The sequence below is a fragment of the Mucilaginibacter sp. genome (assembly GCF_025359345.1).
In the GTDB taxonomy this organism is placed as follows: domain Bacteria; phylum Bacteroidota; class Bacteroidia; order Sphingobacteriales; family Sphingobacteriaceae; genus Mucilaginibacter.
In genome coordinates this window covers 13588-32304 of record NZ_JANYGQ010000022.1, presented here as the reverse complement: position 1 = coordinate 32304, position 18717 = coordinate 13588, and the positions used below count along the sequence as shown (strand labels likewise).

The following is an 18717-nucleotide window of genomic DNA, read 5'->3' as shown; positions in this document are numbered from 1 at the left end:
ACGATGCCCGATTTCTCTCACTTACACGTTCATACCCAATTTTCACTGCTCGACGGGGCTGCCGACATATCCAAACTATACAAAAAAGCAGCGGCCGATGGCATGAAAGCCCTCGCCATTACCGACCATGGTAACATGTTCGGTGTGTTTAAATTTGTCGCCGAGGCAGGTAAACACAACGTGAAACCCATTGTTGGTTGTGAGTTTTACGTGGTGGATGACCGCCATAAAAAGCAGTTTACCAAAGAGAAAAAAGACAAGCGTTATCACCAGCTGATGCTGGCCAAAAATCCCGAAGGCTATAAAAACCTGGTTAAACTTTGCTCGCTGGGCTACATGGAAGGGCTCTACAGCAAGTGGCCACGGATTGATAAGGAACTTATATTAAAACATCATAAAGGCCTAATAGCTACCACCTGCTGCCTGGGTGCATCGGTCCCTCAGGCTATTTTACGCGGTACAGAGGAAGAAGCCGAGATCGAATTCAAATGGTGGCTCGACCTGTTTGGTGAAGACTACTACATCGAGATGCAGCGCCACGACATCCCCGAACAAAATACGGTGAATGCGGTGCTGATGAAATTCGCCAAAAAGTATAATGTGAAGATGATCTGCTCTAACGATTCGCACTACGTGGATCAGCAGGACTCAAACGCACACGATATTTTGCTTTGCGTAAACACCGGCGATATGCAAAGCACGCCGATAGCAACCGACGAAGAAGGCGGCAAAGGCTATCGCTTCGGTTTTCCTAACGACCAGTTTTATTTTAAGACGCAGGCCGAAATGGGCAAGCTGTTTCACGATGTGCCGGAATCGCTTGATAACACTAACGAGATTGTAGACAAGGTAGAAGTGCTGAAGCTTAAACGCGATATCCTGCTACCTAACTACGTTATCCCCCCTGAATTTAAAATACATGGCGACAGCGTTGCCGATGCGGATACCCTTAACCAGTGGGAATACCTTAAAGATTTAACCTTCAAAGGCGCCAAAGAGCGTTATATCGATATCGACGCCGAAACGGAAGAGCGTATCAACTTTGAGTTGTTCACTATCCGTACCATGGGATTTGCCGGGTACTTCCTTATTGTAGCCGACTTCATACGGGCTGGCAGGGATATGGGTGTATTTATCGGGCCGGGCCGTGGTTCTGCTGCCGGTTCGGTGGTGGCGTATTGCACGGGCATCACCAATATCGACCCGATGAAGTACAACCTCCTGTTCGAGAGGTTTTTGAACCCCGACCGTAAGTCGATGCCCGATATTGATACGGACTTTGATGATGCAGGCCGCCAGAAGGTTATTGACTATGTGGTTGATAAATACGGTAAAAACCAGGTAGCGCAGATCATCACCTATGGCTCCATGGCTGCGCGAACCAGTATACAGGACGTGGGGCGTGTGCTGGATATGCCGTTATCCGAAATGAACGCCATTAAAAAGCTTGTGCCGGATACTTTGGGTATCACCCTAAAGGATGCCATTGAGCAGGTGCCGGAGCTGAAAGAGATACTAAAAGGTAACGACCTGCGTGCCCAGGTATTGCGCGAAGCTGAAAAGCTGGAAGGCTCGGTGCGTAACACGGGCGTGCATGCGGCGGGTATTATCATAGCCCCTTACGATTTAACAGATATTGTTCCCGTTGCCGTAGCAAAGGATTCCGACCTGCTGGTTACCCAGTACGATGGTCGCGTAATTGAAGATGCAGGTGTTATTAAGATGGACTTTTTGGGACTGAAGACCCTTACCATTTTGAAGGATGCCCTGCGGATGATCAAACAGAACCACGGTGTTGTTATTGATATTGATTATATCCCGCTGGATGATAAGGATACTTTTGAGCTGTACCAGCGCGGAGATACCAACGGCACGTTCCAGTTTGAAAGTGATGGTATGCAAATGTACCTGCGCGACTTAAAGCCAGATAAGTTTGAGGACTTAATTGCCATGAACGCGCTTTACCGCCCGGGCCCTATTGAGTATATCCCCAACTTCATCAGCCGTAAGCATGGTCGTGAGCCGATTACCTTCGATTTACCCGACATGGAGGAATACCTGGGCGAAACCTACGGTATTACCGTGTACCAGGAACAGGTGATGCTTTTATCGCAAAAACTGGCAGGCTTCAGCAAGGGCGATGCCGACGTTTTGCGTAAGGCAATGGGTAAGAAGCAGATTGAGATACTGAACAAAATGGAGTCCCAGTTTATGGATGGGGCGGCTACCAAGGGTCACCCCAAAGATAAGCTTACCAAAATTTGGACCGACTGGAAGGCATTTGCCCAGTACGCGTTCAATAAATCGCACTCCACCTGTTATGCGTTTGTGGCTTATCAAACAGCCTACCTTAAAGCGCATTACCCATCTGAATACATGGCGGCGGTTTTAAATAACCAGAACAACATGGAAAAGATCACCTTTTTTATGGAGGAATGCCGCCGTATGGGTGTACAAGTTTTAGGGCCGGATATTAACGAAAGCGATATGGCTTTTGCCGTTAACAGTAAAGGGCAGATACGTTTCGGACTGACTGGTGTTAAAGGCGTGGGCGACAAGGCTGTTGAAAGTATAATTGAAGAACGTAACGAACGCGGGCCCTATAAATCGGTATACGATTTTGCGCAGCGAAGCAATACCCGGAGCGTTAACCGTAAATCGTACGAAAACCTGGTTTATGGTGGTGGCTTTGACGAGTTCGGGCTAAACCGCGCCCAGTTTTTTGCCAAGACGGAAAATGGTGTGTTAACAGGGGTGGAGCGTTTGATAAAGTATGCTAACGATTACCAGAACACCCAAAGTAGCTCGCAATCGTCGTTGTTTGGCGGGTCAGTAGCTTCTTATATTCCGGAGCCTGCTATGCCCGAAGCCGAGGAATGGCCATTGATTGAAAAGCTGAAATACGAAAAGGATGTGATCGGTATTTACCTTACCGGGCACCCGCTTGATAATTACAAGGTGGAGCTGGACCGCTTTTGCAACAGTACCATCAGCGATTTAAAGATGATGCAGAAAGCCCGCTCAGGCGAAGGGGGCGAGGAACTGATGGCTCAATTTGCCGCGCTGCGCCGCAAAGGTGAGATATGTATCGGCGGCCTTGTAGGTAACGTTCAGCATAAAATGACTAAAACAGGCAAACCATTCGGCACCTTTGTTTTGGAGGATTATAACGAATCGTACGAGTTTGCGCTGTTTGGCGATGACTATGTGAAGTTCCGTAACATGATGATGGATGGCTATTTCCTGCACCTGCGCGGCATCATCGAAGAGAAATTCCGCCAGAAAGATAACTGGGATATGAAGATAACAGTAATGAGCCTGCTATCCGAAATGCGGGATAAGCTCACCAAATCGTTAACCGTTTGCCTGGAACTGAACGCCCTTAATAGCCGCCTGCTTGCCGATTTGCAAGGTCTTATAGACACCAACAATCAAAAATACCCGGTTAAAAACTGCACGCTAAAGTTTATGATAAAAGACAGGGAAGAAAACATGTTGGTTGAGCTGCCCTCCAAAAACTTTAAAGTAAACCCAAGCGATGATTTAATGGCAGATATTTTTAGTTTGACGAACGTGCAGCCGGTGTTGAATTAACCCGGAGGCCCGGCGTCACTTCCCCCCGCGTCACGTCCCCCGGCGTCCTTGCGAGGAACGAAGCAAACTCTGCACATGCTAATCAAAGAAACGCAAGCGTAGTGGTGACCTATCAGCCGCATGCCGGTTCACACGAGATAAAGGTTCTTGAATGTCCTGCGTAGAGGTTGCTTCGTTCCTCGCAATGACGATGCGGATAAAAACTAATTCAACCTGAAAACCGCGGTATCCGTTTTATTGGAGTTAAACAAATCAGCCCCCTTAATTCCCTCCTTCAAAAACTTTCCATAACAATCCTTAATATACAGCTCCATTTCATAATCAGTAGCTTTATGTGCAAAAGCATAAGTTGGCCGATATTGCACAACAAACGCCGAAAGTGTATCACCTTTTAAGCCGGTTACCCTTGCTACAAGCCCATGGCTGAACTTCTGATTTATGTAGTCGGTTTTTTCATCGCGCAGCAAAAGCTTGTTGAATTTGTAGGCACGGGTGCTTTTTTTGGTGAGGGCACGCACTAAAGTTATTACATCAACAGTTAACAATTCGCTGGTGCTATTAGGCACATGATGTACAAATGCATCCATAACTTTTGGACCTTTGTAGTTAAATTGTTTGGCGTAAAACTGTCGGTTGGCTGCCGAATCTCTTTTAAAATCGCGCTCGCGGTTGGAATGGATGACCACTTCATTTAACATAATTTTGGCTGGCTCCAGCTCAATATGCAGGGTTTCCAGGGTATTAGTCACCAGCAACTTAAAAGGTTTGTAGGTAAAGCAGGTAATTTTCAGGCTATCATTTGCGGATGCTGCAATGCTGAAATCGCCGAGGATATTGGTAAATGCTATCCTGCTACCCATCCTTACCATAGCACCGTTAACCGGCAGTTTGGTATCTTTGTCAACTACCTTGCCCTTTATTTGCTGGCAGTAACAAAAGCCGCTGGCGATAATAAAAATAAACAACAGCAGGTATTTCATAGCGTGGCAGTATGAGGTTGCGGGTTTATCATCTACCCAAAAATAACTATCGGCATCAAGCTAAATAATTGTTTAACAACATTTAACAGATGGGTGTCCGTCCGTCCGCAGGAGCTACCGTCTCCCCGGACGGACGGACACCCCTGCAATTAACTTTGGCAATCATCGGCGCAGCAATAATAGTTCAACCAATCCTGTGGCTGGTATTTTACTCTTTTCTCATTCTGAAACATAGCGAACTATTTCACCTGCCAAATTGCCAACTACAAATTTTCTCGCTGGTAAAAATTAAGCAATATAAATTTTACCAGTAATTTAAAAATACCCCTCCCTTACCCACTTACTACATAAATAGTTAAGGATGGCTGTGTGGATAGCGAGAAATAGATATGAGATGCGGGGATATATTACTAACAAAATTAGCAAATATATTTATCTTTTCAAAGCATTATTTGATATTTATTTACCTGCTCCTGGTACAGTTGGACGGCCGGACGGTGTAAGTTAATTCTAATTGATGTAGGGTGTCCGTCCGTCCGCGGGGACTGTAGTCTAACCGGACGGACGGACACCATGAAACTCGCAATTCCTTACTTTGCTAACTTTCCGGACTTTCCCGACTTTCGGACTTTCTAAAAAAACATATCTTTGCGCTATTATGAGCAAATCAACCGACGAACTTTTTAAAAACGTTATATCGCACGCAAAAGAATATGGTTTTGTTTTCCCTTCAAGCGAAATTTATGATGGACTGAGCGCTGTTTATGATTACGGTCAGAACGGTGTGGAACTGAAAAATAACATCAAAACCTACTGGTGGAAAAGCATGGTGCAGATGCACGAGAACATTGTCGGCATTGATTCTGCCATATTTATGCACCCGAAGATCTGGAAGGCCAGTGGTCACGTTGACGGTTTTAGCGACCCGATGATCGATAACAAGGATAGCAAAAAGCGCTACCGTGCCGACCAGCTTTTAGAAGATAAAATTGAACGTTACACAAAAGACGGTAAAACTGATAAGGCCGAATTGTTGCAGGAGGAACTGGACGAGGCCTTAAAAATGGAAAACCTTGTACGTTTAAAAGACCTGATTGTACAACACGAAATTGCCGACCCCATCAGCGGTACCCGCAACTGGACGGATGTGCGCCAGTTTAACCTGATGTTCAGCACCCAGATGGGCGCCGTGGCTGATGATGCCGATGTGGTTTACCTGCGGCCCGAAACGGCCCAGGGGATATTTGTGAACTATTTGAACGTGCAAAAATCGGGCAGGATGAAAATTCCTTTCGGGATAGCGCAGATAGGTAAGGCCTTCCGTAACGAGGTGATTGCCCGCCAGTTTATTATCCGCATGCGCGAGTTTGAGCAAATGGAGATGCAATACTTTGTACGCCCCGGCACACAAAAAGAATGGTTTAACAAGTGGAAAGAAACCCGCTTAAAATGGCACCTGGCTTTAGGTACCGCCCCTGAAAAATACCGTTACCACGAGCATACCAAGCTGGCACATTATGCCGATGCTGCCTACGATATTGAGTTTGATTTTCCTTTTGGATTTAAAGAGGTGGAAGGTATCCACAGCCGCACCGATTTTGATTTGAGCCAGCACCAGAAGTTCAGCACCAAAAAGATGCAGTACTTCGACCCGGAGGTTGACCCTGCAACGGAAAAACCTTATGGTAACTACATCCCTTACGTTATTGAAACCTCGATAGGTCTGGACAGGATGTTTTTGTTAACGATGATCAACGCCTTCGAGGAAGAAGACCTGAGCACCGAAGAAAAACAGGACAGCCGCACCGTATTGCGCCTGCACCCATGTTTGGCCCCGGTAAAGGCAGCCATCTTCCCGTTAATTAAAAAAGACGGTCTGCCCGAAAAGGCGCGCGAAATAATGGACAGGCTGAAATTTGATTTCAACCTGCAATACGAAGAGAAGGATGCCATAGGCAAGCGTTACCGCAGGCAGGATGCAATAGGTACGCCGATATGTATCACTGTTGACCATCAGACATTAGAAGATAACACCGTTACCATCCGCCACCGCGATACTATGGCGCAGGAGCGTGTGGATGCAGGTCAGTTGGAAAAGATTTTGGGTGATTTGGTGAGCTGGAAGAATTTGCTGGGGAGATAAACCGCTTCATCTATAAATTCCGGCTTTCGGCAGATTATACCAAAATAATACAACTTTCATTCCTAATATTGCTGTATAACCCGGCAATATTAGGAACATGAAAAAGATTACCATCGCTATTGTACTGCTTTCGGCAGTAATCACATCGGTTTACGCGCAAAAAAAAGCGGCTTACCACGTTTCAAAAACATTCCATATCAAAAGCAGCGGCGGCTATGATTATATCACCGTCGATTCGGCTTCCGACAGGCTTTACGTATCGCACGGCAACCAGGTGAATGTGCTAAACAAAACCACCGGCGATTCGATAGGTGTTATTAAGTCCGACAAAGATGTGCATGGTATTGCCATTGTAAGCCAATTAGGCAAAGGGTACATTACCAATGGTTCGGCTGCCAGCGTAGCGGTTTTCGACCTAAAAACCTTTAAAATACTTGCCCATGTGCCGACAGGTATGTTTGCCGATGGTATTTTGTATGATGACTATTCAAAAAAGGTCATCAGCTGTAATGGCAAAAGTAAAAACATGACGTTTATTGACCCGGCAACCGACAAAGCCGTAGCCACTGTACAACTTACCGGCTGGCCTGAAACCGCTGCCAGCGATGGCAAAGGGAAAATATACGTTAACAATGCCGAAAAAAGCGAGATTGACGTGATAGACGCCACCACCTATAAAATGGTAAACACCTGGCCAATTGCTCCGGGAAAAAGCGCTTCGGGTTTAGCTATCGACAGGAACACCATGCGTTTGTTTGCCGGCTGCGATAATAAATTACTGGTAGTGATGGACGCCACCAATGGCAAAGTAGTGACCACGTTGCCGATAGGTGATGAGTGCGATGCCGTAGGATTTGACAAAAAACTTAAAACAGTTTACTCATCAAATGGAGAAGGCACGTTAACCGTTATCAAAGAACTGTCAGCAAATAAATTCACGGTTGTTCAAAATCTTAAAACAAAAGCTGGTGCACGTACAATCGCTGTCGACCAGGTAACACACCTGTTGTACCTGCCTACCGGCAAGTTCGGCCCTAAAAAAGCAGGCGAATTCAGGCCATCGCTTATCCCGGGTACTTTTGAAGTATTGGTGGTAAGCAGCGGTTTATAATTATTGATAGGAGATTAGCGATTAGTTTACTATTTTTCGTTTTTAAACCCGGAACTCAAAAGCCGGGCATAATATAAATGGAAAGCAACCAAACCAAAATCGGCATCAAATCATGGGCGGAAGAAGACCGGCCGCGTGAGAAACTAAGCGGGCAGGGCAGGCGTGCCTTAACCGATGCTGAACTGATTGCCATACTGATAGGTTCGGGCAGCAGGAACGAAACGGCTGTTGAATTAAGCAAACGCATCCTGCACCATTACGAAAACGACCTTAACAAGCTGGGCAAAGCCTCCATAGCCGAACTATCCAAATTTAAAGGCATCGGCGAAGCCAAAGCCATTTCCATCATAGCCGCGCTCGAAATCGGAAGGAGAAGAAACGATACCGACAGCCCAGACCCGGAACATATCGGCAGCAGTCGTGACGCCTACAACATCATGAAGCGCCATTTCATCGACCTGAAACACGAAGAATTTTGGATAATGCTCACCAGCCGCTCATCAAAGCTGATAGCAAAGGAACTGATAAGCAGGGGCGGCCTATCTGAAACATCGGTTGACCCAAAGATTATTTTCGGAATGGCGCTGCAACACCAGGCTAGCAATATTTTCCTGTTCCATAATCACCCCTCGGGCAACTTAAGCCCAAGCCACCAGGATATTCATCTCACCAAAAAATTAGCAGAAGCCGGCAAGCTGCTGGATATCAGGATTCTCGACCATTTGATTATCACCGATAAAGGCTTTTACAGTTTGGCGGATGAAGCGCATTTTTAAAGAATAGCTCTCCTCACCGCGCGTCATTGCGAGGAACGAAGCAACCTCTACGTAGGACGTTCACGGACCTTAGTGTTTATGGTGACCTAAACGCGGCTGATAGGTCACCACAAAGCTTTTGCTTCGTTGATTTGCATACGTAGAGGTTGCTTCGTTCCTCGCAATGACGAGAGTGAGAAATCGCTCGTATTTTTACAAACAACATCATCACAATAGCGTTATCTTTAAACAAAAATTTAACGCCATGATAACTCCAGACAACCAGATACCCTTAGACGATTCTGACAATTCAGAAAACGAAGATCAGCCAAGCCAGCAGGACATTCACGGTAACGGATTTGACGATATCGCTGAAGAAAATGAAGTTGACGACAATTCTGACCCGGCGTCGTTACAACAAGCTTATGATGCTGCAGAATCAGCCTACACGCTTGATATCGGTGATGATGGCGATACGGATAATGATGATTAATCAATAATTTTTGTCATTCTGAGCGAGAGCGAAGAACTATTTCTTGAACGCAGTGAAAAATTTTATACTAGCGATTTAACAGCGGACAAGTATGGAGGCGACCTATCCAATGGATAAGATTCTTCACTACGTTCAGAATGACAAAATAATTTAGCTATTACGCTCCCCTAAACTTTTCCGACTTTCCTCACTTTCCGGACTCTTTTCTCACTTTCGGACGTTCCGTCTTCCCGACTTTCGGACTAATTCCTATCTTTGCCGATTATCATTTAGCTGTAATGAAGATATCGTATAATTGGCTTAAAGAATTTATTGATACCGATAAAACTCCCGGAGAGATTTCAACCATATTAACCGGCACTGGTTTGGAGGTGGAGAGCCTCGAAAAAGTGCACGCTGTTCCCGGTGGACTGGAAGGCCTGGTGATTGGCTTCGTAAAGGAGCGTTACCAGCACCCCAATGCCGACAGGTTAAGTGTCACCAAAGTTGATGTTGGCACAGGTGAAGATTTACAGATAGTTTGCGGCGCACATAACGTGGCAGCCGGTCAAAAAGTGGTAGTGGCTACCGTTGGTACAACCGTATACCCAACCGTTGGCGAGCCATTTAAAATAAACAAATCGAAAATACGTGGCGAGGTATCCGAAGGGATGATCTGCGCTGAGGATGAAATTGGCCTGGGCACCGACCATGCCGGCATCATGGTGCTCGACGCTGATGCTGAAGTAGGCTCGCTGGCCAAAGAATACTTTAAACTTAACGACGATTACCTTTACGAAATAGGCCTAACCCCTAACCGTGCCGATGCAACTTCGCATTTAGGTACGGCAAGGGATATTGCTGCGTTCCTGAAAATCGGCATAAAAAAACCGGATGTTTCGGCATTTAAGGTTGATGATACCTGCCGCACAGTTAAGGTTGTGGTGGAGAATGAGGCTGCAAGTCCGAGGTACTCGGGTGTTACCATATCAGGCGTTGAGGTTAAAGAATCACCAAAATGGATAAAGGAAAGGCTGGCTGTTATCGGCATCCGTTCTATCAATAATATTGTTGATGCGACTAACTACGTGCTGCATGACCTTGGTCAGCCCCTGCACGCTTTTGATGCCGACGCTATTACAGGCAATACGGTCATCGTAAAAAACTATCCCGAAGGCACCACCTTTAAAACTTTGGACGATGTGGAGCGCAAACTCAGCGCCGATGATTTGATGATAGGCAATGCCGAAGCACCGATGTGTATAGCCGGTGTGTTTGGCGGTGCGGACTCGGGTGTAAAGGCATCAACCAAAAATATCTTTTTAGAGAGTGCTTATTTTAACGCTGTTTCAGTTCGTAAGACATCGAAACGCCATGGGCTGAAGACTGATGCCTCGTTCCGTTTTGAGCGCGGTACCGACCCGGATATGACCGTGTTTGCCCTTAAACGTGCAGCGCTGTTAATACAGGAAATAGCAGGCGGAAAGATATCGTCAGAAATATCAGACAACTATCCAAACCCGGTTGCACCTTTTGAAATTGAGGTAACTTATAAAAACATCCACAGGCTGATAGGCAAGGAAATTCCGCATGGCGAAATAAAAGGCATATTAACCGCTTTGGATATCCAGATTGTTGGCGAAACAGGAGAGGGGCTTTCATTAAAAGTACCACCATACCGTGTGGACATTACCCGTGAGGTGGATATTGTGGAAGAAATACTGCGTATCTATGGGTATAACAATATCGAAATCCCTACGCAAATCAGGGCATCATTAAATAACTCGCAAAGGCCGGAAAAGGATACTGTTCAGAATTTGATTTCGGATATGCTGAGTGCCAATGGCTTTAATGAAATTATGTCGAACTCGTTGACCAAGTCGGCTTATTCATCAAACCTGGATACAGCGGTTAAGATTCTGAACCCCTTAAGCAGCGATTTGGACGTAATGCGCCAAACCTTGATCTATTCAGGCTTGGAAGCCATCGCCTACAACACTAATCGCCGCAATGCCGATTTGAAGCTGTACGAGTTCGGCAAGGTTTACGAGCTGAAGGAAGATAAATACAGCGAAACACAAAGGTTCGCCCTGTTTATATCAGGCGTTGATAAACCTGAGCAATGGAACCAAAAGGCTAAGGCCGTATCGTTTTACAACCTGAAGGCTATTGTTGATGGCATTATCACTAAATTAAACATCAGCGATCTAACGCTGGAAGAATCGACCTGCAGCAAACTGGCCTGGGGCATGCAATACAAACGCAATGGCAAGCAACTGGTTAAATTCGGCAAGGTATCGGCAGATGCTTTGAAAAAGGTTGATGTGGAAAAGGAAGTATTTTGTGCCGATTTTAATTTCGACATGATATTAATGGCAGTCCGCAAAAACAAAATTGTATTCCAGGATGTGCCTAAGTTCCCATCGGTTCGTCGCGACCTTTCGATGCTGATTGATAAAGCGGTAACCTTTGGCCAGCTTAAACAAATAGCTGAAAGAACTGAGCGCAAGCTATTGCAGGATGTAAGCGTGTTTGATGTTTATGAAGGCGACAAGCTGCCGTCTGGTAAAAAGTCGTACGCGTTGAGCTTTATCATCCAGGACAGTGAAAAAACGCTTACCGATAAAGCCATCGACAGCATTATGCAAAAGTTAATTTATAATTTAGGCAAAGAAGCTGGCGCGGAGATCAGAAAATAATTAGTGAATGGGTGAATTAGTGAATTAATGATTAAGTAATTGTAAATTTGAAAATAAGTGGGTTCCGGGATTTGTGATTGGTATTTAAATATTAATTAATATATTCAGCCCTTAAAACATTAGCAAAAAAATAAATTCACTAATTCGCCAACTCAGTAATTCACTAATTAAACCATGGCCTTAGCAGAGCAGTTAAATTCAATTGTTGAAAGAACGGAGCGCTTAATTGAGCTTTGTGCTGCTTTGCAGGAGGAAAATGACTTGTTGAAGCTGGAGAGCCAGTCGCTTTCGGTGGCGCTGGATGCAAGCCGGAATAAGACAAAAGAGCTTGATGAAAAGCTCCGCGCATTGAAGATGGCGAAGTCATTTTCAGAAACAAATGAAAAAAGTCTTGACATAAAGCAAAAAATTAACGAATTTGTGCAAGAAATAGATAAGTGTATTGTATTATTGAAGAAATAATACAAAAGTGAATAGCTCAAATGGGAGAAATCTCTATTAAAATAAATATTGCTGACAGAGTTTACCCCTTAAAGGTGAACATGGAAGAGGAAGAAATAATACGTAGGGCAGCCAAACTGATTAATGACCGGATAAAAGAATACCAGGAAAATTACGCAGTTAGGGATAAACAGGACTTGCTTTCGATGTGTGTGCTGCATTACGCAACATCCTCGTTAAAAGCTGATATGAAGGTTTCGGTAGAAGATACCGAAGTGACTGACAAGGTTTACCAGTTGGATTATTTGTTATCAGAATTTTTTTCAAAGCAATAAACGTTCTTTACATACAAACAGAGCAATTAAGATTTAACCGCAGTTAAATTTTAAGTTTCACTATTAAAAACTTAACGCTTCAATATAGATGGATGGAAGCGGATTCGTTAATCGTAATGGTTAAACGGGAAGCCGTGAGTCCATATTCGAAAAGAAGTTTTTAGATACATGAACCTTAGAAATTAGTTGCGGTTTTTTTTTATTATATACCAATTATAGACATGAGTAATACATTATTATACCTTATCATCGGAGTGTTGATAGGGGGACTACCGGGGTTCTTACTCGGACGGTTTTTACTGAAAAAGCTATTCAAAGATCAGGAAGTAGCAGCCCAGGGCAAAGTAAAAAAGATTTTAAAGGATGCTGAAAACGATGCTGAAATCCTTAAAAAGAACAGGTTGCTTGAAGCCAAAGAGAAGTTTTTGCAGATGAAAGCTGAGCACGAGCAGCAGATCAACGAGAAAAACAACGTTATCAATCAGCGTGAAAACGGCGTTAAGCAAAAGGAGCAATCGTTAAACCAACGCCTCGAGAATCAAAATCGCAAGGATACTGAGTTGGATAACCTGCGTAAAAATTTGGAGCGCCAAACCGAAATTGTTACTAAAAAGCAGGAAGAAGTTGAAGTGCTGAAAAATTCGCACGTGCAGCAATTGGAAACTATTGCAGGCTTATCTGCCGAGGATGCCAAAAATCAACTGATTGACAATCTGCGTGAAGAAGCCCGCAGCAAGGCGATGGCCCAGATAAAAGACATTGTTGACGAAGCTAAATTAACTGCTACCAAAGAAGCCAAAAAGATAGTTATCCAAACTATTCAGCGTACAGCAACCGAGGCGGCTATTGAGAATACAGTCTCTATTTTCAATATCGAAAACGACGAAATTAAGGGCCGAATCATTGGTCGCGAAGGTCGTAACATCCGTGCATTGGAAGCGGCTACCGGTATAGAAATTATTGTGGATGATACCCCGGAGGCTATTATTTTATCGGGCTTTGACCCTGTCCGCAGGGAGATTGCCCGTCTGGCCATGCACCGCCTGGTGACGGACGGACGCATACACCCGGCACGTATTGAGGAAGTGGTTGCCAAAACCAAAAAGCAGATAGAGGAAGAAATTGTTGAAATAGGCGAACGTACCGTAATCGACTTAGGTATTAGCGGCCTGCACCCGGAGCTTATCCGTATGGTAGGCAGGATGCGTTACCGTTCATCGTACGGGCAAAACCTTTTGCAGCACTCACGCGAGGTGGCCAATTTCTGCGCTACGATGGCGGCTGAGTTAGGCTTGAATGTTAAGCTTGCCAAACGCGCCGGCTTACTGCATGACATTGGTAAAGTGCCTGACGATAACCCGGAATTGCCGCACGCAATTTTAGGTATGCAGCTGGCCGAAAAATATAAGGAGCATCCTGAAGTTTGTAACGCCATAGGTGCCCACCACGATGAGGTGGAAATGACTTCGATGTTGTCGCCAATTATACAGGTTTGTGATGCCATATCAGGCGCAAGGCCGGGTGCACGCCGCGAGGTGGTTGAAAGCTACATCAAGCGTTTAAAAGAGCTGGAAGAGCTTGCATTATCATACCCTGGTGTTGAGAAAACATTCGCTATACAGGCTGGTCGTGAATTGCGCGTGGTTGTTGAAAGCGAAAAGATAAGCGATGCACAATCAGAAATATTGGCGGCAGATATATCAAACCGCATACAAACCGAAATGACATACCCCGGCCAGATAAAGGTTACCGTAATAAGGGAAACCAGGTCGGTGGCGTTTGCGAAATAAATTAATTGCAACCCTCTCTGTAAAAGGAGAGGGTTTTATAATTTATAAACCGTGGCAACTAACAATAATTCGGGCAAAAGCGCAAAAATGCACACCAGTGGTGGTTCTGCGTTAGCAGATAAACGGCCTGTTGATGTTTATTTTGACAAATACGCCGAAAGCCATCAAAACCCAACAAATAAAAGTATCCACTGGGCATGTGTGCCGCTTATCGTATTTAGTTTATTGGGGTTGTTTTGGGCTATTCCGTTTCCTTACTTAAAATTTTTAGGCAGATATAACGGCTTCGTTAACTGGGCATCGTTTTTAATCGGTTTCAGTATCTATTACTATTATAAGCTTTCACCGGTGTTGTCATACTTAATGCTGCTTATATTATTTGCTTTTAGCTATGGAATTATAGAGCTGGATACCTGGCAAAAAGCCGGTGGTCCGGCCATATGGCAGGTATGCCTGGGTATTTTCGTAATTTCATGGGTTGGGCAATTTATAGGCCATAAGATCGAGGGTAAAAAGCCTTCTTTTTTAGATGATCTTAAGTTTTTGCTTATCGGTCCTATCTGGCTGCTTCATTTTATATTGAAGAAGTTTTCAATAAGATATTAGAAGAAGAATCAAAAAGACAAGAGTCAGGAAGGTGGCAGAGGATTTTGATACCGACGTCTGTTGGTCTTGATTCCTGGCTCTTGATTCCTGGCTCTTGATTCTTGACTCTCTTCCCTACAAATTCTTCCCCAGTTTATCCAGGATATCCTGCGGCACTTTCTCCAAATCAAGTACTAAAAACCCATCCAGGCAATCGGCAAATTTAGGGTCGATGTTGAAGCAGATGATTTTAGCATTGAGGCCGATGTATTGGCGCAGCAATACAGGTACTTTTAGGCTCCTGGTTTCCACTTCGGAAATCAAATTATCCAATCCTTTAAAACTGTCCTCTCCCGACATGAGCAGGTCAGTATCAATGCTGCCAAGGTCAACTTTGAATTTTTTGCGTGGCTTTACATACTGTGCCATTTCTTCGTCAAAGTGATTGCGGTTAATATAGTCTACAATCAGCGATTTTGAGAAGTTGGAGAAAGAGTTGCTGATGCTTACCGGCCCGATTAAATAGCGATAGCGCGGGTTATCGATCAAATATTTTAATATGCCTTTCCAAAGTAAAAACAGGGGTAAAGGCTTCAACTGGTATTCCTTACGTATCCACGACCGGCCCAGTTCAATGCTCTTTTTAAGCACCGGTGTAAATTGCGATTTTATCTTAAACAATTCCGAAACATAGAACCCCTTTTTGCCTATGCTGTAAAATATCTCGTCGCCCAGGCCAATACGGTAGGCACCGACAAGCATTTTTGCATCGGTATCCCAAATAAATAAATGGTGGTAATAAATATCATACTCATCCAGGTCGATAGATTTGTTGGTGCCCTCGCCAATCTCGCGGAAGGTAACCTCGCGCAACCGGCCAATTTCGCGGATAGTGCAGGGGATAAGGGTTGTGGGCGCAATGTATACCTCGTAGTTTTTTTCAACCCAAATACGGTAATCATCGCGAAGCGCCGAGATTTCTTTATCAAGTATATCGCCGGCAATGGCTGGTGCTATTTCGGCAGGCTGTTTTTTTATCTTAAACAGGTTCCGCGGGTTGAAAATCTTCTTTTCGTCTTCAAGCCCGGTGCCCAATGCATAGGTACGAGCCCTCAGATAGTTAAGCAGTTTGGCGCTATTGGTGTAATCGGGTATATCAACAACATTTATCGGCTTGCCAATGCGCAGTTTAATGGTGTGCCCGTGCTTGTTAAAAAGTTCAGACGGTAGTTTAGCGGTACGTAACGCCGGGTGTATCAAGCTAAGCAAGTTAAACAGCAGCCCGTTATTGCCATGGAAATAAATTGGTACTACAGGCACCTTTGCTTTGGCTATTATCTTACCTACAACCGGGTGCCAAAGCCTGTCGGTTACCTGTTGTTTATCTACTTTATAGGTAGATACCTCTCCTGCAGGAAATATGCCAATAGGCGTACCGTTGGCAAGCAATTCGAGCGTGTTTTTTAAGCCGCTGATGCTTGATGAATGTTCCACATTTTCAAACGGGTTTACGGCGATAAAGTAGTCGGCAAGGTTGGGTATTTTTTTGAGCAGGAAGTTGGCCATCAGTTTGGCATCGGGCCTTACCATGCAAAGCATCTTTAGCAATACCATACCTTCAATGCCGCCGTACGGGTGGTTGGCTATGGCAATAAAGGCGCCGGTTTTGGGTATATGTTTTAAATCGCTTTCGTCAAACTCGATATCAATGCCGCAGCCTTCTAATATTGCATCAACAAACTCGGGGCCTACCTTTGGCTGTGCCTGGGCAAACAGGTCGTTTACCTGGTTTATCTTCATTAATTCCATCAGTAAGCCGGCCAGCCCGGGCATGTGCAGCTTATCCAGCTTGGTGGCTTTGGCAAATTCTTCGGTGGTAATTACTTTCATACTTATAAAATAAACCCTGCTGATAGGGCCATAAATATCCTGAAAAATTATTTAATTTAACCCTGATAAACCTGTTAATGAAAACGCGGATAAAAAATTACCTGTCAATAACCAAAAAGGAATGGAATGCTTTGGTTGTACTGGTTGTTTTGATTGCATTGGTACTTGCCGCGCTCTATGTTTATCAGGTGTTCAGCAAAGATAATACAATAAATTTCAAAGATTTTAACAAAGCAGCAGCGCAATTAAACAAAGCGGGCGTCAAATCCGGCTTCGACCCTGACAAAGAAGCGCCGGAAACCACGGAAAGGAAAACGCCGCCGGTTATGTTTCCTTTTAACCCCAATATCCTAACTATATCGCAATGGCAACAATTGGGATTGAATGAGCACCAGGCAGAAGTTATAAAGCATTATACCGACAAAGGTGGCAGATTTTATAACAAGCAGGATTTAAAGAAAATATATGCCATCACCCCTGATGATTATAAGCGACTGGAGCCATACATCAGTATCCCCGACGCAGTTTATACGTCAAACAAACTGAGGCCCGGCGAAATCATCGAACTAAACGGCGCCGATTCGACAAAACTGACAGCGTTGAGAGGTGTCGGGCCTGCGTCGGCAGTAATAATTTTACGTTACCGCAACAGATTGGGTGGCTTTTGCCGCAAGGAGCAATTGAAGGAAGTTTATGGGATGGACTCACTGCGATATGAAGAAATAAAATCGCAGGTATCAGTAAACCCGGCAAAAATTGAAAAAATACCCATTAATTCCGTATCGTTCGACCAATTGCGGTTGTTCCCTTATCTGAATTACAAACAGGTAAACGCTGTAATTGAATACCGCAAACAGCACGGCAATTATAATTCGATAGATAATTTGAAAAATATTGTGCTGTTGGATGCCGGAATTTTACGTAAAATTGAACCATATATAAGTTATAAATGATAGCGCAGCAAATAAAATCGGCCATACGCGATATACCTGATTTCCCGAAGCCGGGAATAATATTCAAGGATATTACCCCTATATTAAAAAGCCCGCAATTATGCGAAAGCATAGTAAATGCCTTTGCCGAAAAATTGCAGGGTACCAACATTGATGCCATTGCCGGGATAGAAAGCCGGGGTTTTTTATTTGGACTAACACTGGCTACCAAATTAGGCGTCCCATTTGTGCCGGTTCGTAAGGCTGGCAAGCTGCCGTTCACCATAAAGCAAAAGGCTTATAAACTGGAATACGGCACAGCCGTCATTGAACTCCATACCGATGCATTCGAACCAGGCCAGCATATATTGATACACGACGACCTGTTGGCAACCGGCGGCACCGCATTAGCCGCCAGCGAACTGATACAGGAAATGGGCGGTATTGTTGCCGGGTTCTCCTTTGTGGTTGAATTAGGTTTTTTGAACGGGAGAGAAAGGATTGCTGAAGTTTGCGATAAGGTGGTTGTGTTGGCGGAGTATTGATTGATAAAAATGCCTGGTCTTGTAATAATTAAAGCCAAAATTAAAGTCCTAACCGCCGAGGAAGGCGGCAAAAGACGAACGTGTATTTTTAGTGGATATCGGCCAAATCACGTATTTGAGGTTCCGGTGAATAATTACCTTATAACCTACATAGGTGATGTGATTTTCGATTATCCAGAAATATGCCCAGGTGATGAAAAAGAAGTTATTGTAAGATTTATTAAAGATCAGCCGATTGATAAATATCTATTTGTAGGCAATAAATGGAGAATTCAAGAGGGAAGTAATTTGATTGCGACAGGAGAAATTTTAGAATTGCTTTGACCTCGGTACATACCCCTATTCCCCCTAAACCTACAATTCATACCATATACCAAAAGTGTCCCTTTTCATAGTTGTTATAAGCAAACCAATGCGTAAAATATTATGTTACTTTGCTAAAAAT

The 18717-nt window shown here is 44.3% G+C and carries 15 protein-coding genes; 13 read left to right on the top strand and 2 right to left on the bottom strand.

What is annotated here, in order from left to right:
* Positions 1-3: 3 nt before the first annotated feature.
* Positions 4-3594 carry a DNA polymerase III subunit alpha gene (gene dnaE, locus Q0R52_RS13295; protein WP_295795145.1) on the top strand — a complete coding sequence of 1197 codons (3591 nt, stop codon included), beginning with the start codon at positions 4-6 and terminating at the stop codon, positions 3592-3594.
* Between the two features lie 203 nt (positions 3595-3797).
* On the opposite strand, the gene Q0R52_RS13290 is transcribed toward dnaE, so the two are convergent.
* On the bottom strand, positions 3798-4574 hold the full coding sequence (locus tag Q0R52_RS13290; RefSeq protein WP_295795143.1) for a carboxypeptidase-like regulatory domain-containing protein: 777 nt from the start codon (positions 4572-4574) through the stop codon (positions 3798-3800).
* Between the two features lie 658 nt (positions 4575-5232).
* On the opposite strand from Q0R52_RS13290, the gene Q0R52_RS13285 reads away from it, so the two are divergent.
* The 9 genes from Q0R52_RS13285 to Q0R52_RS13245 all read left to right on the top strand — a co-directional run bounded on the left by Q0R52_RS13285 (position 5233) and on the right by Q0R52_RS13245 (position 14926).
* The gene (locus Q0R52_RS13285) at positions 5233-6717 is read left to right on the top strand and encodes a glycine--tRNA ligase (protein WP_295795142.1); all 1485 of its coding nucleotides are present in this window, start codon (positions 5233-5235) and stop codon (positions 6715-6717) included.
* Positions 6718-6814: 97 nt separating this feature from the next.
* Positions 6815-7828: a hypothetical protein gene (locus tag Q0R52_RS13280; RefSeq protein WP_295795141.1), complete on the top strand. Its 1014-nt coding sequence runs from the start codon at positions 6815-6817 to the stop codon at positions 7826-7828.
* Between the two features lie 77 nt (positions 7829-7905).
* A complete protein-coding gene (gene radC, locus Q0R52_RS13275) occupies positions 7906-8604 on the top strand; it encodes a DNA repair protein RadC (protein ID WP_295795140.1) in 699 nt (232 codons plus the stop codon).
* Between the two features lie 244 nt (positions 8605-8848).
* Positions 8849-9076 (top strand): hypothetical protein, encoded by a 228-nt coding sequence (locus Q0R52_RS13270; protein ID WP_295795138.1) that lies wholly within the window; start codon positions 8849-8851, stop codon positions 9074-9076.
* A 278-nt stretch (positions 9077-9354) separates the two neighbouring features.
* The gene (gene pheT, locus Q0R52_RS13265) at positions 9355-11754 is read left to right on the top strand and encodes a phenylalanine--tRNA ligase subunit beta (protein WP_295795137.1); all 2400 of its coding nucleotides are present in this window, start codon (positions 9355-9357) and stop codon (positions 11752-11754) included.
* A gap of 174 nt (positions 11755-11928) precedes the next feature.
* On the top strand, positions 11929-12216 hold the full coding sequence (locus Q0R52_RS13260; RefSeq protein ID WP_252789904.1) for a hypothetical protein: 288 nt from the start codon (positions 11929-11931) through the stop codon (positions 12214-12216).
* A 20-nt stretch (positions 12217-12236) separates the two neighbouring features.
* Entirely contained in the window at positions 12237-12530 is a 294-nt protein-coding gene (locus Q0R52_RS13255) for a cell division protein ZapA (RefSeq protein WP_252789905.1), read from the top strand.
* Positions 12531-12751: 221 nt separating this feature from the next.
* Positions 12752-14320 carry a ribonuclease Y gene (gene rny, locus Q0R52_RS13250; protein WP_295795136.1) on the top strand — a complete coding sequence of 523 codons (1569 nt, stop codon included), beginning with the start codon at positions 12752-12754 and terminating at the stop codon, positions 14318-14320.
* Positions 14321-14407: 87 nt separating this feature from the next.
* Positions 14408-14926 (top strand): Mpo1-like protein, encoded by a 519-nt coding sequence (locus Q0R52_RS13245; RefSeq protein WP_295795632.1) that lies wholly within the window; start codon positions 14408-14410, stop codon positions 14924-14926.
* Positions 14927-15040: 114 nt separating this feature from the next.
* On the opposite strand, the gene Q0R52_RS13240 is transcribed toward Q0R52_RS13245, so the two are convergent.
* Entirely contained in the window at positions 15041-16795 is a 1755-nt protein-coding gene (locus Q0R52_RS13240) for a lysophospholipid acyltransferase family protein (protein ID WP_295795134.1), read from the bottom strand.
* A 77-nt stretch (positions 16796-16872) separates the two neighbouring features.
* Here Q0R52_RS13240 and Q0R52_RS13235 point away from each other — a divergent pair, with 77 nt between their 5' ends.
* Genes Q0R52_RS13235 through Q0R52_RS13225 form a run of 3 tightly spaced genes read left to right on the top strand, consistent with a single transcriptional unit; the run spans position 16873 to position 18596 of the window.
* Entirely contained in the window at positions 16873-17748 is an 876-nt protein-coding gene (locus Q0R52_RS13235) for a helix-hairpin-helix domain-containing protein (RefSeq protein WP_295795132.1), read from the top strand.
* Complete coding sequence (locus Q0R52_RS13230) at positions 17745-18272, top strand: adenine phosphoribosyltransferase (RefSeq protein ID WP_295795131.1); 528 nt, start codon at positions 17745-17747, stop codon at positions 18270-18272. The genes Q0R52_RS13235 and Q0R52_RS13230 overlap by 4 nt, the downstream gene beginning before the upstream one ends.
* 9 nt (positions 18273-18281) lie before the next feature.
* Positions 18282-18596: a hypothetical protein gene (locus Q0R52_RS13225; RefSeq protein WP_252789910.1), complete on the top strand. Its 315-nt coding sequence runs from the start codon at positions 18282-18284 to the stop codon at positions 18594-18596.
* Positions 18597-18717: the final 121 nt, after the last annotated feature.